Annotated in this window: 24 protein-coding genes and 1 pseudogene; 13 read left to right on the top strand and 12 right to left on the bottom strand. The window is 41.7% G+C overall.

Features of this window, described 5'->3' with window-relative positions; translation table 11 throughout:
- The first annotated feature begins 5 nt into the window (after positions 1-5).
- Positions 6-686 carry an imidazole glycerol phosphate synthase subunit HisH gene (gene hisH, locus H9Y05_RS05215; RefSeq protein ID WP_216713686.1) on the top strand — a complete coding sequence of 227 codons (681 nt, stop codon included), beginning with the start codon at positions 6-8 and terminating at the stop codon, positions 684-686.
- A gap of 97 nt (positions 687-783) precedes the next feature.
- Here the strand turns inward: hisH and H9Y05_RS05210 are convergent, their stop codons facing one another.
- Positions 784-1,050 carry a helix-turn-helix domain-containing protein gene (locus H9Y05_RS05210; protein WP_163490698.1) on the bottom strand — a complete coding sequence of 89 codons (267 nt, stop codon included), beginning with the start codon at positions 1,048-1,050 and terminating at the stop codon, positions 784-786.
- Between the two features lie 179 nt (positions 1,051-1,229).
- Here H9Y05_RS05210 and H9Y05_RS16525 point away from each other — a divergent pair, with 179 nt between their 5' ends.
- Positions 1,230-2,177, top strand: coding sequence for a gliding motility-associated C-terminal domain-containing protein (locus H9Y05_RS16525; RefSeq protein WP_216713685.1), 948 nt, complete (start codon positions 1,230-1,232; stop codon positions 2,175-2,177).
- 187 nt (positions 2,178-2,364) lie between these two features.
- Here the strand turns inward: H9Y05_RS16525 and H9Y05_RS05200 are convergent, their stop codons facing one another.
- Positions 2,365-2,598, bottom strand: coding sequence for a helix-turn-helix domain-containing protein (locus H9Y05_RS05200; RefSeq protein ID WP_163490700.1), 234 nt, complete (start codon positions 2,596-2,598; stop codon positions 2,365-2,367).
- A 277-nt stretch (positions 2,599-2,875) separates the two neighbouring features.
- On the opposite strand from H9Y05_RS05200, the gene H9Y05_RS16455 reads away from it, so the two are divergent.
- Together H9Y05_RS16455 and H9Y05_RS05190 are read left to right on the top strand one after the other, a co-directional pair.
- Positions 2,876-3,790 carry a T9SS type B sorting domain-containing protein gene (locus H9Y05_RS16455; protein ID WP_216713684.1) on the top strand — a complete coding sequence of 305 codons (915 nt, stop codon included), beginning with the start codon at positions 2,876-2,878 and terminating at the stop codon, positions 3,788-3,790.
- A 13-nt stretch (positions 3,791-3,803) separates the two neighbouring features.
- A complete protein-coding gene (locus H9Y05_RS05190) occupies positions 3,804-6,887 on the top strand; it encodes a tail fiber domain-containing protein (RefSeq protein ID WP_216713683.1) in 3,084 nt (1,027 codons plus the stop codon).
- A 155-nt stretch (positions 6,888-7,042) separates the two neighbouring features.
- Here H9Y05_RS05190 and rplS read toward each other — a convergent pair whose 3' ends face one another.
- The gene (rplS, locus tag H9Y05_RS05185) at positions 7,043-7,408 is read right to left on the bottom strand and encodes a 50S ribosomal protein L19 (protein ID WP_163490703.1); all 366 of its coding nucleotides are present in this window, start codon (positions 7,406-7,408) and stop codon (positions 7,043-7,045) included.
- 191 nt (positions 7,409-7,599) lie between these two features.
- Between rplS and H9Y05_RS05180 the strand changes: the two genes are divergently transcribed.
- The 4 genes from H9Y05_RS05180 (at position 7,600) to H9Y05_RS05165 (ending at position 11,133) form a co-directional block, all read left to right on the top strand.
- Entirely contained in the window at positions 7,600-8,010 is a 411-nt protein-coding gene (locus H9Y05_RS05180) for an ATP-dependent zinc protease family protein (protein WP_216713682.1), read from the top strand.
- A 70-nt stretch (positions 8,011-8,080) separates the two neighbouring features.
- Positions 8,081-8,905: a universal stress protein gene (locus H9Y05_RS05175; protein WP_216713681.1), complete on the top strand. Its 825-nt coding sequence runs from the start codon at positions 8,081-8,083 to the stop codon at positions 8,903-8,905.
- Positions 8,906-9,141: 236 nt separating this feature from the next.
- Positions 9,142-10,206: an endolytic transglycosylase MltG gene (gene mltG, locus H9Y05_RS05170; RefSeq protein WP_216713680.1), complete on the top strand. Its 1,065-nt coding sequence runs from the start codon at positions 9,142-9,144 to the stop codon at positions 10,204-10,206.
- A 63-nt stretch (positions 10,207-10,269) separates the two neighbouring features.
- Entirely contained in the window at positions 10,270-11,133 is an 864-nt protein-coding gene (locus H9Y05_RS05165) for an OmpA family protein (protein ID WP_216713679.1), read from the top strand.
- 298 nt (positions 11,134-11,431) lie between these two features.
- Here H9Y05_RS05165 and H9Y05_RS16305 read toward each other — a convergent pair.
- Positions 11,432-12,882: pseudogene (locus tag H9Y05_RS16305) on the bottom strand (DUF4403 family protein).
- A 179-nt stretch (positions 12,883-13,061) separates the two neighbouring features.
- On the opposite strand from H9Y05_RS16305, the gene H9Y05_RS05150 reads away from it, so the two are divergent.
- Positions 13,062-14,483 (top strand): peptidase associated/transthyretin-like domain-containing protein, encoded by a 1,422-nt coding sequence (locus H9Y05_RS05150; protein ID WP_216713677.1) that lies wholly within the window; start codon positions 13,062-13,064, stop codon positions 14,481-14,483.
- Between the two features lie 9 nt (positions 14,484-14,492).
- On the opposite strand, the gene H9Y05_RS05145 is transcribed toward H9Y05_RS05150, so the two are convergent.
- From H9Y05_RS05145 to bioD, 3 genes are read right to left on the bottom strand one after another with little or no spacing between them, the layout of a single operon-like run.
- Entirely contained in the window at positions 14,493-15,023 is a 531-nt protein-coding gene (locus H9Y05_RS05145; protein WP_216713676.1) for a hypothetical protein, read from the bottom strand.
- Positions 15,024-15,030: 7 nt separating this feature from the next.
- On the bottom strand, positions 15,031-16,314 hold the full coding sequence (gene bioA, locus H9Y05_RS05140) for an adenosylmethionine--8-amino-7-oxononanoate transaminase (RefSeq protein WP_216713675.1): 1,284 nt from the start codon (positions 16,312-16,314) through the stop codon (positions 15,031-15,033).
- Complete coding sequence (gene bioD, locus H9Y05_RS05135; protein ID WP_216713674.1) at positions 16,299-16,940, bottom strand: dethiobiotin synthase; 642 nt, start codon at positions 16,938-16,940, stop codon at positions 16,299-16,301. The genes bioA and bioD overlap by 16 nt, the downstream gene beginning before the upstream one ends.
- An 82-nt stretch (positions 16,941-17,022) precedes the next feature.
- On the opposite strand from bioD, the gene H9Y05_RS05130 reads away from it, so the two are divergent.
- The 4 genes from H9Y05_RS05130 (at position 17,023) to H9Y05_RS05115 (ending at position 20,190) form a co-directional block, all read left to right on the top strand.
- Positions 17,023-17,709 (top strand): TrmH family RNA methyltransferase, encoded by a 687-nt coding sequence (locus tag H9Y05_RS05130; protein ID WP_216713673.1) that lies wholly within the window; start codon positions 17,023-17,025, stop codon positions 17,707-17,709.
- A gap of 85 nt (positions 17,710-17,794) precedes the next feature.
- A complete protein-coding gene (locus H9Y05_RS16300) occupies positions 17,795-18,046 on the top strand; it encodes a 30S ribosomal protein THX (protein WP_235992115.1) in 252 nt (83 codons plus the stop codon).
- A gap of 110 nt (positions 18,047-18,156) precedes the next feature.
- Positions 18,157-19,227, top strand: coding sequence for a 3-phosphoserine/phosphohydroxythreonine transaminase (gene serC / locus H9Y05_RS05120; RefSeq protein WP_216713672.1), 1,071 nt, complete (start codon positions 18,157-18,159; stop codon positions 19,225-19,227).
- Positions 19,228-19,233: 6 nt separating this feature from the next.
- On the top strand, positions 19,234-20,190 hold the full coding sequence (locus H9Y05_RS05115; protein ID WP_163490716.1) for a D-2-hydroxyacid dehydrogenase: 957 nt from the start codon (positions 19,234-19,236) through the stop codon (positions 20,188-20,190).
- A 65-nt stretch (positions 20,191-20,255) separates the two neighbouring features.
- Here the strand turns inward: H9Y05_RS05115 and H9Y05_RS05110 are convergent, their stop codons facing one another.
- The 5 genes from H9Y05_RS05110 to pyrR all read right to left on the bottom strand — a co-directional run bounded on the left by H9Y05_RS05110 (position 20,256) and on the right by pyrR (position 23,392).
- Positions 20,256-20,477, bottom strand: a complete 222-nt coding sequence (locus tag H9Y05_RS05110; RefSeq protein WP_163490717.1) for a hypothetical protein — start codon at positions 20,475-20,477, stop codon at positions 20,256-20,258.
- Positions 20,478-20,588: 111 nt separating this feature from the next.
- The gene (locus H9Y05_RS05105; RefSeq protein ID WP_216713671.1) at positions 20,589-21,506 is read right to left on the bottom strand and encodes a ribonuclease Z; all 918 of its coding nucleotides are present in this window, start codon (positions 21,504-21,506) and stop codon (positions 20,589-20,591) included.
- On the bottom strand, positions 21,507-21,842 hold the full coding sequence (locus H9Y05_RS05100) for an STAS domain-containing protein (protein WP_163490719.1): 336 nt from the start codon (positions 21,840-21,842) through the stop codon (positions 21,507-21,509). It abuts the gene before it with no gap.
- Between the two features lie 79 nt (positions 21,843-21,921).
- On the bottom strand, positions 21,922-22,851 hold the full coding sequence (locus H9Y05_RS05095; protein WP_216713670.1) for an aspartate carbamoyltransferase catalytic subunit: 930 nt from the start codon (positions 22,849-22,851) through the stop codon (positions 21,922-21,924).
- Positions 22,844-23,392, bottom strand: a complete 549-nt coding sequence (gene pyrR / locus H9Y05_RS05090; RefSeq protein ID WP_163490721.1) for a bifunctional pyr operon transcriptional regulator/uracil phosphoribosyltransferase PyrR — start codon at positions 23,390-23,392, stop codon at positions 22,844-22,846. The genes H9Y05_RS05095 and pyrR overlap by 8 nt, the downstream gene beginning before the upstream one ends.
- Positions 23,393-23,400: the final 8 nt, after the last annotated feature.

The raw sequence follows: 23,400 nt of genomic DNA, 5'->3' as shown, positions 1-23,400 counted from the left end.
ATACAATGCACTTTTTATTCAATCATACAATCGATAATTATTATACCTTTACCATCAAATACAAAACCATGCAGCGAGTTGTTGTTGTCGATTATGGAATGGGAAATTTATTTTCCGTTATCAAAAAACTCAAACGGATCGGAGCAGATGCTGTTGTTTCCGATTCATTAACAGCCCTTGAGACAGCTGACAAGATTCTCTTGCCCGGAGTAGGCCATTTCGGGAAAGCCATGGAAAACCTTGCTCAACGCGGTTTGATCGATGTATTAAACAAAAAAGTACTGGTAGACAAAACCCCGGTATTGGGCATTTGCCTGGGAATGCAACTGATGTGCACGGAAAGCGAAGAAGGCAACTACAAAGGATTAAACTGGGTGGATGCTTCGGTCAAACGGTTCCGGGTAAACGATTCATTGCGCTTCAAAGTTCCGCACACCGGATGGAACCAGGTATCTGTAGAAAAAGAAAGCCCGATCATGGAGGGAATTTCAACAGGAGAAGAGTTTTATTTCGTACACAGCTACCATGTCATCTGCAACAACCGCAACAACATTCTGAACACAACTCATTTTGAAGAGACATTTACTTCCGCATTTCAACACGAGAACATTTTCGGCGTGCAATACCACCCGGAAAAAAGCTATGAAGCAGGAGAAACACTGATGCGGAATTTTATCGGGTTATAGTAGCGCAGGGATTTTATTCTGCACATAAGACATAGCTGATAGACAGGAAAAAAATAAATAATAAGAAAAACCACCCTCAGACAAAGCTAAACAAGGTCTAATCAAACCTAACAAGCTCAGATAGAGAAATATTGAAAACTTCTGCAATTTTGTTAAGCGTAATAATACCAACATTTATTTGACCTTTTTCAATTCTCCGTATATTGCTTTCGCTTGTGTTAATTTCAAAAGCCAATTGAACTTTGGTTAACTTATAACGCAATCTTAACTCAGAAATTCTTTTTCCAAGTCGTTGAAGAAAAATTTTATCCTGTTCAATAACCATATCCAAATATGGTCGAATAGTAAAATTAATTTCGCTCATATTTGAGCGTTAAAAATATTTTTACTACATTTATATCGAAAACATAAAACTCAATGCCACAAAACAGACAGACCAACTATTCCCCTTGTTCATTCGTTTATAGAGTATAAGCGCTTTTACACGCTCACTTTCTGCGAAATTAAAGAAAATAACTAATTTTATAAACAATCTTATCACGTGTGATAAAACCTGTTTTACATACCATCATTTTACTCTTTATTGTTGTTTCATTGAAAGCACAAGAAAATCTGGTGCCGAATCCGAGCTTTGATGAGTACACTGAATGCCCTGATTATGAGGGGCAATTGAATTATGCCACAGGATGGTTCAAAGCTAACTTAGCGACAAGTGATTATATGAATCTGTGCGCTACTTATATTTATAATACGATTCCTCAGAATGCTGTTGGTTATCAATATCCTAAAATAGGTAATGGATATGCACATTCCATCAATTTTGGTAGTGGTTCTGAATACATGGAATGTCGTTTGTCGGAATCATTGAAAGCAAATAAATTGTATTTAATCTCTGTTTATGTCAGTCTAACTGAAACTTCTCAGTACTGGGTTGAAAAGTTAGGTATTCGTTTTACAAAAGACACACTCTACCGGAATGATTTACAACGGTGGACGGAAGCGGATGCCTATTTTGAAGGAATTAAAAACGATACCGCTAACTGGCAATGTTTAACCACGTGTTATCTCGCAAAAGGTGGAGAGCAATTTCTCACGATTGGAATGTTTGATGAATGGGATAATTACATTTATTATCCTGTTCAACCTGCATATCCAAATTTAGTTCATCCTGAAGATATTCACGCTGGCTATTACTGGGATGATATTTCTGTGGTAGAATCGGACCTGTGCAAGTTGGAATTTACTATTCCCAATGTAGTGACGGCAAACAGTGATGGAATCAACGATTTTTTTAAATTGCAACTACCATCGGGAGCAACGTTTACAATTTTGAATCGTTGGGGAAATATTGTGTACAAAAACTCAGATTCAGAATTACTATGGCCGCAATCAGGAGAAAAACTGACAGAAGGAGTGTACTTCTATGTGCTGGAATACCAAATAAATAATAAAAAAGAAAAACAAACAGGTTTTATTCAGTTGATAAGGTAAAACTTATCAAACATGAAAAAAAGTATCATTTTTATGACCCTGTTACTTTTTGGAAGTAACACGTATGGTCAGCTTCCACCTGCAGGAGGTGGACAAGGTACCAATAGTATCGAGTACTGGTCTCGGAGTGGAGATAATCAGAATGGCTCCAACAACAACATTTTTGGAACGAAGTGGAATTTTCTTATTAAAGTGATTCAAAAAAATCGTGAAACTCTATATCTAAAACTTTTGCGATCTGTATGTAGTAAAGAATACCAGCATTGACTGTTCCAACTTCAATGCGTTGTATTTGACGTAATGTTGTTCCAACTTCAAAAGCGAGTTGAGATTGACTTAGATTTTTTGACATTCTAAGTTTACGAATTTTATCTCCAATTTTTGGTAGAATTTCTCTGCTATTTTCAAATTCAACAGGCACATACAAAATTCAATAAACAAAAAAACATAAATATGACATTATTGTCGTATATTTATATCGAAAACATAAAACTCAATGCTACAAAACAGACAGACCAACTATTCCCCTTGTTCATTCGTTTATAGAGTATAAGCGCTTTTACACGCTCGCTTTCTGCGAAATGAAAGAAAATAACTAATTTTATAAACAACCTTCATTTAATTGAGTGAACCGTTTTGTTTTACATATCATTTTATTATTCTTTAGTCATCTTTTGAATGCTCAGGAACAGAACCTCGTGTATAACGGAAGTTTTGAAGAATATTCTGAATGCCCTGTAAGTGCTGAAATGAATAATGGGCAATTTGAACGCGCAAGAGGTTGGTGGATACCTACATTGGCATCACCGGATTATTATCATCGTTGTAATAATGATAATAATGGTACTTGGAACTCAGTATGGATACCAAATAATTTTTGGGGACATCAGGAAACATTTTATGGAGATGGCTATGCCGGTTTTATTCCTGTTATGGATGGCAGTGGATTGGAATATGAATATTTTAGAACTGAATTAATTTCTCCGTTGAAACCTTGTATAGAATATCGTTTCAGTATGTATGTTTCATTAGCCGATTATTCAACGCACGGATTAAGTAAATTAGGTGCCTATTTTTCTACTGATAATCCTTATCAACAAAATACAAGTAGAATTATAAATAATCCTCAGATCAAATATACAGGAGTTCCAATTACCGACACCATTAACTGGACAAAAATAGAAGGAACATTTACCGCCGATGGCGGAGAGCAATACTTAACCATTGGATTTTTTGATGAAAATATTGATACACTTTTTGTGCAATCCTCTTTGGGATTCTATTTTCATCCATACTATTATGTTGATAGCATTTCTTTGTATCAAGTGGAATCTAATAACACTGTTCCTTGTGATTTTCAGATAACTTTTCCAAATGTATTTACTCCCAATGGTGATGGGATGAATGATATAATTAATATTTCTGACCTGTTGGGATTTGTGAAAGAAGTGAAAATACTGAACCGGTGGGGAAATGTAATTACTCTGTTAAACAAGGATAATCCCATATGGAATGGAAGCAATTGCCCGGACGGAGTGTATTATTACATTTTTAAATATGAAGTAAGTAGTAAACAAAAACACCAAAGCGGTTTCATTCAGTTGGTGAGGTAAAACTTGTCAAATAATGAAACGAAAATTATTATTTGCCGGTGCACTATTAGTTTATGGCACCGGTATAGCACAAATTGCCCCCGTTGGTGGCGGACAGGGCACTAATAGCATTGAATACTGGTCGAGAAGTGGGAATAACCACAACGGTTCCAATAACAATATTTTTGGCCCCAAATGGAATTCTCCCATTTACACAATTACAGGAGGGATTTCTCCTGCACATGTACGAATGAAATTGAACGGTGATTTTACTATAGTCCCCCAATATTCCATTAACAATTATGGCTGGAATCAAAACGTCAACACTACCGGTTACATGGGCTTGGGTGTAAATAGTCCCATTCCCGGAAATCAGTTTCTGTGGTCCAACAAAGGTCCTTTTTCACTACTGCACCTCAATGGCAGAAACGGCACCTTTGTACAGGAATTGGGTTACCGTCCCTGGATGCAGGCGGGAATCACCCTTACGGATAACCAGGATTTGTCGTACCTGGGAATGCGCCGCGTAGGCAGCGGATTTGATGTCACGGAAACAGTCATTGCCTGGTCGGATAATCCTTCCTCTACCAACGGACCGGATGATTTCTCCATTCGTTTTATGGGTGGTTCGGGAAATACGGCTATCAGCACTACCAACCTACAGGAAACCGGAGACCTGGATGGCTTGCACGTCGCACGTTTTGCAGGCACAGGTGAATTCGGGTTGGGAAATACCTTTGGCATCAATGCTGCCGGAACACCGAACAACCTGTATGTCCGCCCACAGTCGTTGGCACATTACAGTCTGAGTAATGTTCGCTCCGTGTGGCAGCAGTTCACCAACCGAAACACCACAACCGGTTCCGGAACGGGAGAAACAGCTTCAGACGGGCTACGCATCGGAATCATCGGGCACACAAATGTCAATGTGAATGGAACCGCAGCTGTCTACAACCAGGAAAATGCAGCACTTTTATTTTCTACAAATGTGAACACCAATTCCATTAACGTGACAAATGGAAGCACACAGGAGCGTGTCCGCATTATGTCGGCAGGTACGCCAACCAACCTGGCAGCAGGAGGCATGGGAATTCACAATCCTGCCGGTATCGGTACCAACCTTACCCGTATGGCTGTCAGCCACAATCCGGCACAACCGGTAACCCGGCCGATGAGTCTGCTCCACCTGGGATACAATACCGGTCTGAACTCCTTTCCACCCGGCGCGGATGACGGATGGCGACCCTGGATGGACATCGGAACCTTTACTTCCAACGGAACGGATAATGTATACGTAGGATTGAAAGCCGAAGGAACCGACCGCCTGGATGCGGTGGTAAGCTGGGGGGACAACCAGTCTGCGGGACCTGTCAGTAATGAAGGACCGGATAACTTGCGCTTTATCTTCACCGCTACCACGACATCTACCACCAATCCGGGAGATCCGGTCTCCACCTCCACTGACGGACTGGAAGTAGCGCGCATGCATCCCGGACAGGCTTCTACGCTAACCAATAACTACGGAATGGTGGGCATCGGAAACTTTTCCGCAAACGGCACCAACACTGCTCCGGCAAATGCAATTGATGCCAAGCTGGACATTGACGGGGATCTCCGCATCCGAACCGTTACACAAGACAATTCCCTCACACAGGTACTGGTGATCGACCCGGCAGACCACAACCGGGTGCATTGGGCGGATATAAACCTACCTGCTGGAAATGGTTTTGTTGACTGTACAGATACAACAGCAGCGGCTGACCTGACTGCAGATGTTAAGACAAACCTGAACAATAACAACCTGTATTTCGAAGGCAATGATCTGCAAGGAATGAACCACATCGGGATCGGGTATGATTGTTCTCAAATACTTCCAGCCAAATTGAGTACCTATCAGTGGCATCCTGCCGTGGTGAATCAAACAACGGTCGCTGTCAGTGGGATCAATGAAGACCTTTCGGTGACGGCACTTACCGAACACATCGGTGTACAGGGAAAATCGCTGGGAGCACATACCACCACCGACTACGTACAGAACAAAGGAGGAGATTTTCACGCCGCGAATGCAGTGGCAAACTATGCTGTTTTTGCATACGCTGAAGCAGGAAGCCAGACCGCATCGAACAATCATGCTGGTGTCTTCCGTGCGGTGGAAGGTACTGAAACGATTGGTATACGGGCGACAGGGTCTTATGCGTCCGGGTTGAATTATGGTGTCATGGCAAACGGGCACGGAGGAACGCATGCCTATGGATTGTATGCTGTGGCAAGCGGTGCCTCCACGGCAAACTACGCTGCTCACCTGACAGGGGATGTCTTTGCCAATGGGAATATCGTATTAACCTCGGATATTAACCTGAAAGAAAACATAACACCGCTTACCGATGCAGGAGCCACGCTGAACAGCCTGAATCCGGTTTCATTTGCCTACAAGCACAGCGGGATCTATGAGCGAATGCACATGCCACAAAACATGCAATATGGATTAATCGCACAAGAAGTAGAGCCGGTTCTCCCGACATTGATCAAACAAGGGCATTATCCTGCCGAATATGACAGCCTGGGCAATGAAACTGCTGCTGCAATCGAGTTCAAAACCATGAATTACGAAGGGCTGATTCCCATTCTTGTAAAAGGACACCAGGAACAAAGTACTATAATTGACTCATTGCAGGCAGCTAATGGCTCGTTGCAAAGCCAAATCAGCGAACTCAACGATCGGCTTTCACAGCTGGAAAACTGCCTGAGTGGAATTTTACCGCTGTTGTGTCAACTCAGTCAACAAGCAGTTGAACAGAACGGGCCGGAAGCACAGGAGCAGCTGAGACACATCATGGAGGTGGAGTTGAGCAATGGTGAAGCGATTGTACTGAATCAAAATGTACCGAATCCGTTTGCAGAGTCAACCGTGATTACATACCGCATTCCTTCCAGTGTACAGACCGCGCAAATCATCTTCCACGATGCAACAGGTGCCCGAATCAAATCACTGGACATTCATGAACGGGGTGAGGGACAGCTCAACGTCTATGCGAACGATCTGAGTACGGGAATGTATACCTATTCACTGGTCGCCGATGGCAAGATCGCAGCAACCAAGCGCATGCTGAAGCAGTAAGGGGATGACAGTATGATGAGTTGATAGTATGATTTGATGAAGGGTTGACGGTATGATGAGTTGATTCTTCAACATTCATAATTCGGCATAATTCTGAAATAAAAAAGGGACCTTCGATTGAAGATCCCTTTCTAATTCTACAAACAGAACTATTATTATTTTGCGAATGAACGCTTTTCTTTGATTCTTGCTGATTTTCCTGTTCTTTCACGGAAGTAGAAAATACGAGCACGACGAACAGCACCTTTTTTCACGATTTGGATGGACTCCAAAAACGGTGAAGAAACAGGGAAGATACGCTCAACTCCTACGTTTCCTGACATCTTACGAACAGTAAACGTTTCAGTTGAACCTTCTCCACGACGCTGGATTACAACACCTTGAAACAACTGAGTACGCTCTTTGTTTCCTTCCTTGATCTTATACGAAACGATGATTGTATCTCCGGCTCCAAAGTTAGGAAGCTCTTTACGCTCTACCAATTCGTTTTGAATTTCTCTGATAATAACATTATTGCTCATGACTCTTAATTTCTTTCTTAATTCACTCCGCCTGAAACGGGGTGCAATATTACGAATATTTTATTTAATAACACATGAATCACCTAAACTTTTTTCGAAAAAAAAATTAAACCTCCTTTTTCCTTGGTAAATATAGCTGATTTGGTAAATTTAACACCTGAAAACTTTTGAAACATTTACATTTTCCTGGTATGGATAAACGAATTATCGGAAGACAAGAGACTGCGGATTTGCCCACATTCGGATTGATGAACAAAACGGTAAAAATAGATTCCGGAGCATATACTTCCAGTATTGACATCGTCAATGTACGACTGGAAAATGATTTATTGTTTGTCTTGTTTGAAAAAGGAAAGGAAGAGGTACTCTTTAAAAAGTACAAAGTCAAACGTGTCAAAAGTTCCAATGGCATTATACAGGAACGTTATGTTATAAAAGGTACCATCCGGTTGGGAGATATTGATTATAACACCCCGTTTTCGCTGACAGACAGAAGCGGAATGCGTTATCCCATTCTGCTTGGAAGAAAATTGCTCAACAAACACTTTCTCATTGACACCAGCAAAAAGAACCTGCTTCAGAACACAGGTGATGTATCGTAAATGAATTTGATGCCCCGGTGTGTAGTTCAATATAAAAAACGTAACTTTAGTTCATTAAAAGATAATAACCATGAAAAAACCCATTTATTTAGTTCCTGTAGATTTTTCACCGGTTTCCATTGAAGCCATCACAACAGCAATCGCATTGGCTAAACGAAACAACGGCTCTGTTCTTGCCATTCATATTGTTGCAAAAAAATCGGAAAGAGATACTGCCAGAACTCAGTTTAAACAGATTATCCAGGAGCTTCAGACAGAAGATCAGGAGTTGATTGAAACGAAAGTATTGATCGGAGGAATTTACGAAGACATTGCAAAAGCTGCCGAAATTATCGGGGCCAGCCTGATCGTCATGGGAACACATGGGGCAAAAGGAATCCAAAAACTGTTCGGAAGTCACGCACTTCGATTGGTCAGCAGTACAGGAACGCCATTTGTCATTCTTCAGGAAGGCGGATCACTGACGGACATAAAAACAATCGTGATGCCGTTCAATTTTGAGCGGGAAAGCATTCAGATTGCCAATTTCGCAGGATTTATCGCCAAACAATTTGATGCGACAATTCACCTGGTCGGATACCATGACAACGATGAATGGCTCAGAGGTAAATCGCATGCCAATCAATTGGTGGTCCGCAAGCAATTTGAAGAACACAATGTCAAATACGAAATCGCCAACCTTCCGAAATCAAGTGTTTACATCGATGCACTGCTACAATATACGGATACAGTAAATGCGGATTTGATTGCTTCCTCGTTCTTTGTGGATACTTTCCTGCCAACCATGAACTCATTCATCCAGGCACTGATTGAAAATGATCGTCAGATTCCATTGTTAACAGCAAATGCAGAGGAACTGACTATTTCTTCCGGTTATTCATTTATGACAATATGACCTCAGCAATACAGCATAAAAAAAGCCTGATGTATTTTTCAACATCAGGCACCTAAACCAAAAACAAATGAAAACAATCTATATAATGTTTTCTTATGGAACTTCTACTTGACGTTGAAATTAAACAAAAGTATCCGATTAGTTTTGACAAAAAATTTTAACTGTAGTTTTTATTGATTAAACGGTATAGTGTTGACATTTTTGAAATATTTCCTTAACATTCTTTGAAAAGCCCCATGGCAAAACGCATCATTATTATAGGTTTCATTGCAGCCGGAATTGCATTGGCATATTTGAAACGGGCCGAAATCAAACAATTATTGTTTGGCACGCAAAAAACAATTAACCGCTCAGAAGTCACCCTGCTGATCAAAGAAGACATGACCGCAGATGCACTTGCCGGATTCCTGGTTGAAAAAGGGGTTTTAAACGAGACGAAACCCTTCTTAAAACAACTGGAAAAACAAGAGTTGTCAGGTGAAACATTCGACGCCGGAAAATACGTTATCTTATCAGGCACCAAACTCACAGATCTCGCTCATGGATTTTCCAGGGGAGAAAACGGACACGGTGTGGCGGAACTGAAAGTAAAGGTGCTCTTCAACCGGTGCACAACAATTGAAGACATCGGGATGAACATCTCCAAATGCATCTCAGCAGACAGCAGTTCGCTTGTCGATTACATCAGTGCGCCGTCCACGTTATCAAAGTACAGTTTCACACTCCAACAGATGCCCGCACTCTTTTTACCGGATGAATACGAAATGTATTACGATACCGATGCAGCTGAATTTGTTGCTGCAATGGCAGATGAATTCAAACAATTCTGGACAGAAGAACGAAAAAGTAAGTTGAAAGCAATCGGACTCGCCTACCCTTCCCAGGCAACCACGCTGGCCAGTATTGTCTATGCGGAACAAGGAAAGATTGCTGCCGAATGGCCTGTCATTGCACGTTTGTACCTCAACCGCCTGAAAAAAGGAATGAAACTCCAGTCAGACCCGACGTTTAAGTTTTGCTGGGGGAGTGAATTAAATGGCGTTCAACGACTGGTGGGGAAACACAGAAACATTGATTGTGATTATAACACTTATAAAATCAACGGACTTCCTCCCGGGCCGATTTGTATTGTCCCTAAAAAAGTAATTGATGCGGTCTTAAGCCCTGCTGAAAATAATTATTTATTTATGTGTGCCAAACCCGACTATTCAGGAGAACACGATTTTACACATTCGGATATCGTTCACGTTAAAAATGCCCTGGCATACCATCGCTGGTTAAACAAAGAAGGGAAAAAGTGATCCGGGAGAACAAAAATCCCGGAAAAACGGAACATTTTTTGCTTTTCTCCGAATACAATAAGCATGAGTAAATTTTTTAGTTTCATATCGTTTGTCTGCTTTCTAATCCCGCTATTCGGACAGTCTGAAACAGGGTTGTGGAAAGGAAGCCTCTACCCGAACGGAACTGCTCCTGAAAAAGGAATGGCCGTCTATCTGGAACTAAACGAACAAAAAACAGGGGAAATTACCGGTAAGTTTAGAAATGAGCTCTACAACTCCGCTGATTTTGCAATCAAAAATATAAAAGGAGAAAAAAAGGGAGGGAAAATCTCCCTCAATGAAACAGTGCTTTCAAAAAAAGCAACAGGAAGCAGAACCAGCTGGTGCAGAATGCAATTCCAACTCACCTATAATCAGGAAACGGGTTACCTCGAGGGAACCTACTCCAGTAATGAATGTAAAAATCAGATGGGAAAAGTGGTTTTGTACCGGGCAGAAGGTTCTTTTCCCGGAGAAACTGAAAATCCGGAATCTCATCATTGGTTTGACGTACTGGCAAAAGACTTGAAAAAGGGATTGAATGCCCCTGAAATACGAAAAAAAGAGCGCGATAATTTTGTATTTCAACCCATCTATTTCGATTATGACAAATCAGAGATCAAACCGGAATTTCATGAGTTTCTGAACAAATTAATTCATGTCGTTGAAGGACATTCCGACCTGCGGGTAAAAGTAACGGGACACACCGATTCTGATGGTTCGGATGCCTACAATGATGGTTTATCACAGCGACGTGCGCAAGCCATCATCGACTTTTTTGTCGCGAGAGGACTAAGCGCAGACCGGTTGGAATTTGATTTTAAAGGTGAAAAAGCACCAGCCGACACCAATTCTACGCCGGAAGGACGGCAGCGCAACAGAAGAGTCGATTTCCAATTCATCTGATGTTTAATTTTGACTTTGTTCTAAAAAACGAAGAATCATTTTTGCCCCTGATTCACGGATGAAAAAGGAATAACAGAAGAAAAAATAACACCAATAAACAGAGACAATCTATCCCGATCGTGATTGGAAGCTATGGTTATAAAACCACATAGAACATACAGGCAATCGGTGTCATATGCAAAACAGGCACAGCGACACACAACAGCTCACTTCGTTTTCTGTTTGATTCATCCTGTCTTTAATTTACTCTATATGAACTAAAAATGATTGAAGCTGATACATTCAAGTGGTTAAGTAATCAGTAATTTTCTATCTTTTTCAACTTCAATCCTTCTTTTCTCAATGCGATTTCGAAATCTGTGGATGCGGTAATCAGTACCTGAACGTTGTCTTTCCCAAGTTTTAAATCCACCGCATTGATATCGATCTCATTGATTCTTACGTCCGCCTTCTGAACCAGTTTTGTCTTTTGCACGCCCTCTTTTATCAAGGTCGGAATCACCTGCAGGTATTCCGCTACATCAATTACTGCATACTTATTTAACAGTTGAAGAATTTCTGCGTGGAGCAAATCAGTTGCCGAATTGACCAACTCTTCCTCCAACCTGCTTTCAATGCCAATATTGTTAATTGTAAGCGTTGCATCTTGTTTCGAGAATTGCGGAAATCCCTTTGTCTTAACAATTCCGTTTAAGTCTCCTGAAATACCGATTTCACCAATTAAATTATTCGTTCCGCTCGAAATACTGACGGAAGATATCCGAAAAGTAAATCCCTTCATGTGGACCTGTTTCCCCTTTAGCTGCAGGTTGACAGCATCGTTCACCTGCTGCAGTGGCAGTAACACATGCAGGTGAATTGTACTTTGTTGTTCACCGCTATATTGTTTGAGAATTTCTATCTTTTTGGGAAACGGGGTCTTTTCAATGGTGCTGGTATCCGAACCATGCCGCACATACAGTTTTGACTGCACCGCTAAATTCAACCGGATCGAGTCTCCCATTGACTGATCAATGTGTACTCCCATATGTTGTGGTTGAACATGCAGGTAAAAATCGCTGTACCCCTTCCCTACCGGCTTGTTTTTTTGAAGATTCGTCCAGACTTTTTAACCGGCTTTACCAGGTTAACTTTTTCCGTTAATACCTGATCAACCGTTGCAATTAGTTCCGTTGATTTTTCCAGGAGCTTCTTCTCTACTATTTTTTTCAAGTTGATTTGAAAACCTGCAATTTCGGCAACTGGTTCCTCAATCCATTCGATAGACTGCAATTGTGTTTTCGTTTTCAGCTGAATGTATTCATTCAAATCAACAGATGACAACAGGTGAGCGGAGATCGTGAAAGTCAATGGTTGCTTCTCAAAAATCCGAACAGCAGACTTCCCTACTTTTTTGATGAGAACAATATCTACTTTTAATGGAATTGTGGTATACAGTTGTTCATTTTTCAGACGGAACGTCACATTTCCCGTTCGTGTTACTTTCAATTCCACTGAATCTTTCTGATTTTTCATCGGTTGAGTCTCTTCCGCCAGTATGCGTTTCAATTTTTTGTTAGCTAATTGTTGAAGGTCATCAACTGCGATGTAGACTGGAAAATACAATGTTGAAACAGCGGGTTCAACCTGTTCGGAAGATTCATTTTTAACATAATCCAATTGTTGCCGCGTCCGGAAATAAACGAACAATACAGCTCCCGCGAAAAGAAGAACGAAGATACCAATCAGTATTTTAAGTGCTTTCGGCATGCTGTGGATTCATGTTCTAACAAAGATGACAAAATAATTGACACCTCCTTCATTGCGCTTAAGTTTATATAAAAAACCAGACAACAGTACATGTAACCAGCAACGTTTTTATGTTTCCTGGTTGAAACTGAACGTTATTTATTATAGTTTTACGAAGAAACCAATCAACAGTAATACGCTTGAAAAAAAAGATACTAAATACCATCCGGTTATTTCTTCCACTTCTCATTCATCTCAACAGTTTCTCTCAGGTTACAGTACTCGATCGTGAAACAAAGCAATCCATTTCTTATGTAACACTACAACCAATCGGACAGGTACACAAAATAATTTCCGATGTGAATGGAATCTTTCAGTATCCGGAGACATTCAATGCATCGGACACACTTTTATTTTCCTGTACTGGGTATAAACCGGCAACCATTCCTTTCCAGGCACTTCAATCGATATCCGTCATTGAACTGGAGCCTGTCGTTCAAAACCTCGCAGAAGTTCATGTCGCAGCACAGCAACGAAACGATCAAACAAAAAAGCTGGGTGTAACAAAAACAGAACGAGTGGCTCAACTATATAGCTATACAGGAAAGAACGGAGAGGAAAAAGCAGTTTGGATTCCCAATCCTTATTCTTCTTCAGGTTTTCTGAAAAAAGTGCACATCTATTTAACCGATTCCGGTTTTCCGGATGCTGCGATTCGTATCCACATCTATGCATGTAATCCCCTTGAGAAAAAACCGGGACAAGAACTCACTCAATCCAATCGTATTGTATCGGGCACTTCCGGAAATGAATGGGTCTCTGTCGACGTCTCACAGGATCATATTCAAGTAGGAGAGAACGGATGCTTTATCAGCATTGAATGGTTTGATTCCCCGAAGGCAAAAAACTATTCAGACACGTTTGTTTTAAAAGGAGCAAACAATCAGGATGTTATAAAGATTCAATCCGGAAACGGAGCCGTTCTGGGATCGGTCGCTGAACCATACCGTCTTTCAAAAAATAAACTCTGGTACCGGAATAAATCCAACGAATGGGTGTGTTGGTCGCTCACTGATGAATCCCGGTTCAACATAAAAGACACCATCAACAACAATTATATCCGTGTTATCAATGAGAACAACCTCTACTACCATATTCCCGGCATTTACGCGGACGTCTCATTTAATAAGAAAAAATTATCCCCCGCATTCGAAGCACCGAAGAAACGACCTCTCAATAAAATTGAACGGGTAAAGGAAGATGCATTCAACTACCCCCAGGCCACTGTTCAGGAATTGTTTCATTCCCTTATCAAAGGCTTTGAGCAAAATAATATTGTCTACGTATTAAAGTTTCTGTGCGTATACAAAGAACATGAATCGGAAGCCATTGCAGAAGAAGTTTACAAACATCTTGAAACAGACGGAATGCTGATGACGGAAACAGAAAAACGGCAGGTAATTGAACATTTAACTGAAATTATCCGGTCAATAGATGTGTCTGAGTTGGTAAAAGTAGGGGCACATCAGTTTGAACTTCGTTCCGACAATTGGCGGTATAACCTGGTCGTAGAAAACGGGAAGTGGAAAATCAATCCATACTCCTACCGTATTATTGAATAGAAAAACGCATTATTTTCTGTATAAAACAGCTTTCTGAAACGTTCCGATAAAGTGATTACCTACTTCCGGCGACTCCTCTGTTCCCAATCCTGTTGTACTTTGTTCCTTCGTACTTGTTACATGAATCTCCATGTTCATCGCGTCATTTTCAAACCAGTAATAGCAAATCAATAAGCTCCCCATCACAGAGAAGGAACTTACAATCCGCCCGCCGATTCGTATTTGGGGAAGTTGAATGCCGTTTTTTTCATCAATCATCCATTGACCGCTTACCGAATCCTGTACCAATTCATACGCACGGGTGGTTTCCTGCTCTATATCGTATGTAATTGTCCACGTCCAACGCTTTGCTCCCAGCGGCTGAATATCCAGTTCCATTGGAATAACCTGAGCAGGACCACTCCCTTCAACCCCGGAAGAATAAATCATCAGATCTCCTCTCCAGTTTCCCTCCCATGCCTGGGGAAATTGGTCATGTTGTGCAGTGGAATGAAGAACCTGCATTAAACTCAGAAGTAGTAAATAAATAGTTGTTTTCATAGCAGTGTCACATTTCTATTATTTTTTCTAAAAAGCACATTGTCACGTCTTCCACCTGCCGCAATTCTTCATCTGAAATACAATAAGGGGGATTAAAGAAAAAAACATTCCCTAACGGTCGGATAAAAATACCGTTTTCAAGGAAATGAGCCACAATTTCATCCCGGATAGCTGAATAATAGGATGTTCCTTCCTGTTGTCGTAATTCAATGGCAAGAATTGTACCGGTCATCCTGGTATTGAAAATGGCCGGATGTTTTTCCAGCTTTCCCATCAGGCGCTGATTCCAGCCTTCAATGCGTTTTACATTGTCCCATGTTTTTTGTTGTTCAAACAAATCCAGGCTTGCGCAGGCACAGGCACAGGCAAGTGAATTACCGGTAAATGAATGTCCGTGTAATAGTGCATTCGCTTTTTTATCACTCAGGAAAGCGTTGTAAATTTCAAGCGTGGCAACGGTCAGTCCCAATGGCAAAGTACCACCGGTCAATCCTTTAGAAAGACAAACAATATCCGGAACTTCTTCACAATGGTTCATTGCAAACAGTTTACCCGTTCGCCCCCATCCGGTCATTACCTCGTCAAAAATCACCTTCACATCAAACGCATGTGCCAGGCGGACAAGTGCATCCAGCCATTCAGCCCGGTACATGCGCATTCCTGCCGATCCCTGCACCAGTGGTTCGATGATCAAACACCCGACTTCTCCCGATTCCATCTTCAGGCGCGCATTTTCCAGAATGAGCTGTTCATTTTCCGCAGTCGGAAAGTCTAAAAAGTCCACATCAAAAAAATACGGTTCGAAAGGTGTGTTGAATCCACCCCGCTGTCCTACGGACATTGCTCCGAAGGTATCACCGTGATAAGCGCCATCCAGGGCCAGAATTTTTGGTTTATGAATCCCCTGGTTGTACCAGTATTGCACAATCATTTTCAATGCTACTTCAACAGCTGTCGATCCGTTGTCCGAGAAAAATACTTTCTGAAACGTTTCCGGAAGTTTTTGACACACCCGTTCCGCCAGTTCAATTGCTTTGTGGTGTGTGGCATCAGCAAAAATGGTATGATCTATTTTTGAGAATTGCTCCGAAAGCGCTTTTCCGATGTATTCATTTCCGTGTCCGTGCACGTTTACCCACCACGACGAATTAATGTCAATGTATTTTTCGCCTGTTGCGGTATAAAAACAAGTATCTTTCGCAGCCACAACCTCCAGTGGCAACGGAGCTGTTTTCATTTGTGTGAACGGATGCCACACATACGCGTTGTCTTTTTCTATCCAAGAAGCCATTGTTCTATTTTTTCTTTGTGAATCAGTGCCTGTTGCCGGATAAAAGCAGCATCTACCTGTGCAGCAAGAGGGATGTGAAGGTTCACCTTATTTCCGGTGATCGTTTCAATGATTTTCTCCGACTCTTCGTGTGCCTCTCCTGTCACAACAAGTCCGGCCAACCGGATTCCTTTTGTCTTCAGGTATTCCAGCGTCAACAGTGTGTGGTTGATACTTCCCAGGTAGTGTTTTACCACAATAATCGCGGGGATATCCCAATAAGCGACTATGTCCGAAATGGTATTCCCCCGATCATTAACAGGAACCAACACTCCTCCGGCCCCTTCGATAATAAGGGTTCCATCGACTTCCTGAATCGGAAACTGTGTGGTAATTGTAACACCGTCCAAACGAGCGCTTGTATGCGGAGACAGTGGTTTTGTCAACCGGTAGCATTCTTCCAGCACTGTTACATTTTCTGTCCAGCCTTGCACTTTCATCGAATCTGAATGATCCAGGTCTCCTGACTGAATGGGCTTCCAGTAATGTGCGTTCAACGCCTCTGACAGAATCGCAGCAACGACTGTTTTTCCGACATCTGTTCCGATTCCGGAGACAAAAAATATAGTTGAAGAATCTCTTTTCATACATTTTTATGGAGTGTCAAAGATAGCTTTTCTGCTGCTTCATCTTCCGATTTCCCTTATTTTTCTTCATCTTTGCAGCCCGATGAAAACATTTGATGAAATAGTTCTGGAACAATTGTACGGCATGATTACACCGAGCAAAGTGGAAATGTTCGAACGATTGGCTCCCATGAAGTCTGATTACCTTACTGTTGTTCTGGAAAATATTTACCAGGAACACAACGCGTCTGCGGTATTGCGTACCTGCGAGAGTTTTGGTGTTCAAAGTTTACACATCATTGAAAAAGACTGTAAATACCAGGTTCAGCGTGACATCGCAAGAGGCGCAGGAAGATGGGTCGATATGTATAACTACAATGACGAAAACCCGACCATCACATGTTTACAACAACTAAAATCTAAAGGATACCGCATTTTAGCGACCACACCACATGAAAATGACTGCACCATTGACACAGTTTCCATTGACAAACCGATGGCACTGGTATTTGGAACAGAGGGAGACGGAATTTCACAGGACGTCATCGGCCTGGCGGATGAATTTGTTAAAATCCCGATGTATGGCTTCACTGAAAGCTTCAACATTTCTGTTTCTGCTGCTATTTCAATGTACGCGCTGCGCTCACGCCTCGAAAAATCAGATATCAACTGGAAAATGACTCCTGAAGAACTTGTGAAGTTAAAAATCAACTGGTGCACACGCATTATTCCGCACGGGAATAAGGTTGTTCCGGAGGTGATCAAACGCTTAAAAGTTATTTTTTTGTAAAGCCGCAAACAACCCGTAATTCTTGACTCTCAATTGAAAAACTTTGGTATATTTGTCAGTAATGGAAATTTAAAACTATTGAGTTATGGGAAAAGGTGATAAAAAGACTGCCAAAGGTAAACGTGCACAAGGAAGCTACGGGATAACAAGAAAGCGCAAAAAGTCAACTGCAACTCCTAAAGCGGGTGTCAAAAAGGTGGCTGAAAAAAAGGAAACCGTTGCAAAAGAAGTAAAACCTAAAAAAACCGTAACGGAGAAAAAGCCCGTTGAGAAAAAACCGGCAGCAAAGAAAGCTCCGGCTGAAAAAAAGCCGACAAAAAAGGAATCGGAGGCGTAACAATTCCTTAAACATAGATTCATTCATTTTTATTCCGCAAAATCTGTTTCCAAACAAAAAAAACTAACACCTTTGCAGGAGTAAAAGTTGTACATAAAAATAATCTTAAAATGAAACACAATTTTGGGGCAGGACCTTGTATTTTACCACAGACGGTATTTGAACAGGCTGCAAAAGGAGTTTTAGATTTTAACGGACTATCCATCTTAGAAGTATCTCACCGGCACAAAGATTTTGTCGCTGTGATGGAAGAAGCCCGTGAACTGGTAAAAAAAGCATTGAATGTACCTGACGGGTACACTGTTTTGTATCTTCAGGGCGGTGCAACTTTAGGTTTCACGATCTCGGCATTAAACATGACACGAGGCGGAAAGGCCGGGTACATCAACACAGGTGTATGGGCCAGCGGAGCCATCAAGGAAGCTAAAATTGTCGGGGTTGATGTGGAAGTGTTGGCTTCATCCGAGGATAAAAACTTTTCTTACATCCCCAAAGGGTATGCAATTCCTTCTGATCTGGACTATTTGCATTACACATCCAACAATACCATTTACGGAACACAATTCCAGGAACAAATTAAGACGACTGTTCCGCTGGTATGTGATATGTCATCGGATATTTTCTCAAAAGAAATCAATGTTTCCGATTTCGATCTGATCTATGCAGGAGCGCAAAAAAATCTGGGGCCTGCAGGAGCTACATTGTACATCGTAAAAGAGGAAGTACTCGGTCAATTCAAAACACCGTTTATGCCGACGTACTTCAACCTGGCAAAACAACACGAAAAAGAATCGATGCTGAATACACCACCGGTATTTTCAGTATATGTGGCCATGTTGAACCTCCGGGACCTGATTGCAACGGGAGGAGTAAAAGCCGCTGAAGAGCGCAACAATGCAAAAGCAGGATTGCTGTACAATGAAATTGATAACAACCCGTTATTCGCATCAAAAGTTGCTGTTGAAGACCGTTCAAAAATGAATGTCGCTTTCGTATTGAAAGATGAATATGCAGGACTGGAAGAAGCATTCAACAAAACCTGGAATGATGCAGGAATTGTCGGGTTAAAAGGTCACCGTTCAACAGGTGGTTACCGGGCATCTTTATACAACGCACTTCCGTTATCAAGTGTTCAGGTACTGGTAGATGTAATGAAAGAATTCGCAACTAAAAACGCATAAACAGAAATGAAAATTTTAGCGAATGACGGTATTTCTGCAATCGGTAAGCAATTACTGGAAGAAGCAGGTTTTACAGTTGTCACAGACAAAGTGAACCAGGAAGATCTGATCAATGCCATCAACACGGAAAACTATGAGATCGTTTTGGTGCGCAGTGCAACAACTGTTCGAAAAGAAGTCATCGATGCATGCCCGGGACTCAAACTAATTGGACGCGGAGGTGTCGGAATGGATAATATTGACGTGGCATACGCACGGGAAAAGGGTAAAACGGTGATCAATACGCCGGCATCCTCTTCACAATCGGTTGCGGAGTTAGTAATGGGCCAATTGTTCTCCATTTCCCGTTTCCTGAATGATTCCTTTAAGAACATGGAGCACGGTGATTTCAATACCTTGAAGAAGAATTACGGAAAAGGAGTTGAGCTGAGAGGAAAAACACTCGGTATCATCGGGTTCGGCAGAATCGGACAAAGCCTTGCTTCGTATGCATTGGGAATTGGTATGGATGTCATTGCCGTGGACAACATGGCATGTACCGTGAATATTCCTGTAAAATTAGGAAACTCCCAGGATGTCAGTGTTTCGATCTCCACGGAAACAGATTTGAAATCCATGTTGGGAAAATGTGACTATATTTCCATTCACGTTCCAAAGCAGGCAGACGGAAGTGCTGTCATCGGCGCAGCGGAATTCGCGTTGATGAAAAACGGTGTACGACTGGCAAATGCGGCACGGGGTGGTGTATTCGATGAAATGGCACTACTCGCTGCTCTGAACAGCGGAAAAGTAGCCGCATGCGCATTGGACGTGTATGAAAACGAACCAAATCCGAATAAAGAATTACTAACACATCCTAAAATTGCATGTACTCCTCACATCGGAGCTGCAACAATGGAAGCACAGGACAGAATCGGCGCGGAACTGGCAGAACTGATCATCAATGAATTTGTAGTAAAGTAAACTTTTCATACGATACTGTAAAAGCTCTCTTGCAAACAAGAGAGCTTTTTTATTCTACCACCATTTTACTCCAATTCACATTCTCCTGCAAAATGAGATGCGTTTTGGTTGTAGACGTAACAACTATCTATTTGTTCTGTACGGGGTAAATGCCTTAAATCAAATTGTTTTTTGTCGCCACTCAGGTATTTGCAGTAACAGATTCCTGTTTCTTTCTTTTTACATGCACACATGAGTATTGTCGCACACAACACGACTGCGATCGTGAGAAATGGTTTTCGTTTCATAACTAAACGATTTTTCAGTTTATGAAGTTCAAGTTACAGGAACAGAGTTGGAAACAAAAATATAAACTTTTAAAAAACAATAAATTAGTTATTCAAAATGGTTTTAACCCCTTAATTCTCCACTAAAAAAGACATTCCGTCTTCCACGTAAATGGTATTGGAAAACACTTCTTTTGCTTCTTCCTCGTGTTGCTTTCCATCTGCGTACCGGGCACTTAAATGTCCCAGGTAAAGTCGGGAAACATTTGCCTGCCGGGCAATTTCAGCGGCTTGTTTTGCCGTCGAATGCATGGTTGCTTTTGCCAGTTCCCGGTGCTGCTCGGTAAATGTTGCCTCGTGGTATAGAACCGTCACATCTTTAATAAAAGGAATTATTTTCTCCGCATATGCGGTATCCGAACAATAGGCATACGAACAAGCAGGCTTCGATGCATCTGTCAATTCAAGTGATTTCAATACATCTCCCGATTCGGTCACAATATCTTCCCCTTTTTTTAACCGGTGAATGTATTCCACCTTCATCAACGGATGTTCCAGGGATTCCTTTCGCATTTTCCGTTCTTTCGGCTTTTCACGAATAACAAATCCGTTTGTCGGAATTTTATGCTTTAGCGGAACTGTTTCAATGAGCATTGATTTATCTTCATACACCACTTCGTGTTCTTTACCTGTTAATTCAATGAAACGTATATCGAAATCCAGCTGTGCATGTCCGACTTCCAATTGCTGTACAATGATTTCCGGTAATCCCTTCGGGCAAATGATTGTTAGTTTGGCATCCCTTCCCAGCAAACGCATTGTGCTCAGCAGACCAACCAATCCAAAAAAGTGATCACCGTGTAAATGGGAAATGAGAATGATGTCTAATCGTTGGAAACGTACACCAAATTTGCGCATTTGCATTTGTGTTCCTTCTCCGCAGTCAATAAGGATGCTCCGATTGCAGCAGGTAACGAACTGGGCGGTTGAATTGCGTTGTAAAGTCGGTAGGGCGGCACTACTGCCGAGAATGGTTACTTCAAATTTCACTTAAATCAATTTCTTTGCTTCTTCAAGGTTATCGGCAATGGAGAGTACTTTATCCAGTTGCGCAATTTCAATTAATTTCCGAACTGTTGAATTCAATCCACACAAAATAAATTGCCCGCTGGATTCTTTACACAACCTGTTAGCTGTCAGAATAGCACTCAGACCGGATGAATCACAATACTTTGTCGCAGAAAAATCAAGTACAACAGTATTCACTCCGTTCTTGTTTAACACGACTAACTCAGCCTTCAGCGAAGACGCATTGGCAGCATCTAATTTCTCAACCAGCGTTTTTACAATGGCCGTGTTACGATTTTGTGTAGTTTCGAAATTCATTAGCAATCTAATTTTCTCAAAAGTAATATTTTTTATCAATTATCGGTGTTGCATCGCAAATTATCAACGCCTTTCGGATCTATCGCCCGATCTTGGAAGCCAGCAAATAAATACAAGCCATTCTCACCGCGACACCGTTTTCTACCTGTTGCAGAATAATGGATTGATCGGAGTCGGCTACGTCACTGGTGATTTCCACTCCCCTGTTAATGGGGCCCGGGTGCATCACAATAATACGTTTGTTGAGGGAATCCAGCAATTGCTTGTCCAAACCGAACTGCATACTGTACTCGCGCAGGGAAGGAAAGAATTTAATATCCTGGCGCTCCAATTGAATGCGCAGCATATTGGCTACATCGCACCACTCCAATGCCCGACGTAAGTTGTGTTCTACCTTCACTCCCAACGCTGAAATATATTTCGGTATCAGGGTGGTCGGTCCGCACACCATTACTTCCGCTCCCATTTTTTGCAGGCAATAAATATTTGATAACGCCACCCGTGAGTGTAGAATATCTCCTACGATCACGACTTTTTTCCCTTCCAGTGTTCCCAGTTGTTCACGAATGGAAAAAGCATCCAGTAAAGCTTGCGTAGGATGTTCATGTGTTCCGTCACCGGCATTGATGACGCGCGCGTCCACCCGCTCAGATAAAAATTTAGCTGCTCCCGGGTTCGGATGCCGCATCACCACCAGGTCAACTTTCATCGACAGGATATTGTTGACGGTATCAATCAATGTTTCTCCTTTTTTCACGGAACTGCTCGCCGCACTGAAATTGACAACATCGGCAGAGAGACGTTTTTCAGCCAGTTCGAAAGAGAGCCGTGTACGTGTGGAATTTTCAAAAAACAGGTTGGCAATGGTAATGTCTCTGAGCGAAGGAACTTTTTTAATCGGCCGGTTGATCACTTGCTTGAACGTTTCAGCGGTATTGAGAATCAATTCAATGTCTGCTGGTGTCAGATCTTTTATTCCGGTTAAATGTTCTACGCTTAAATTATTCATTACTATCAGGTGTAAACAATATAACTTTATCTTCTCCTTCTGTCTCACTCCACTCTACCGAAACCCGTTCTTCGCTCAAGGTGTCCACTGTTTTTCCGATATAGTCGGCCTGAATCGGTAAATCCCGGTTGAAGCGACGGTCGATAAATGCCAGCAACTCTACCCTGGCAGGGCGTCCGAATGCAAGAAGCGCATCCAGACCCGCACGGATTGTTCTTCCGGTAAACAAAACGTCATCCACAATAATGATGTTTTTTCCTTCAATTACAAAATCAATGTTGGTAGCACTTGGAATGAGTGGCTTTTCTCTTCTCCGGAAGTCATCGCGGTAGAAAGTAATGTCCAGGTTACCACAGATCACTTCTTTTCCGAGAATTTCTTCCAATTGTTTTTTGAGGCGGGTCACCACATGGATTCCACGTGGCTGTAAACCGATGATGATAGCATTTGAAAAATCGTTGTGAGACTCAATCAATTGATAACAAAGGCGTTTCAGAGTCAGATCTATGTGCCGTTTGTTCAGAATGATTTGCTTTTCCATCAGGAGCA

The organism is Taishania pollutisoli (assembly GCF_014518315.1).
GTDB lineage: Bacteria > Bacteroidota > Bacteroidia > Flavobacteriales_D > Crocinitomicaceae > Taishania > Taishania pollutisoli.
The sequence above is the reverse complement of the archived record's forward strand: the minus strand, read 5'-3'. Positions and strand labels throughout refer to the sequence as shown.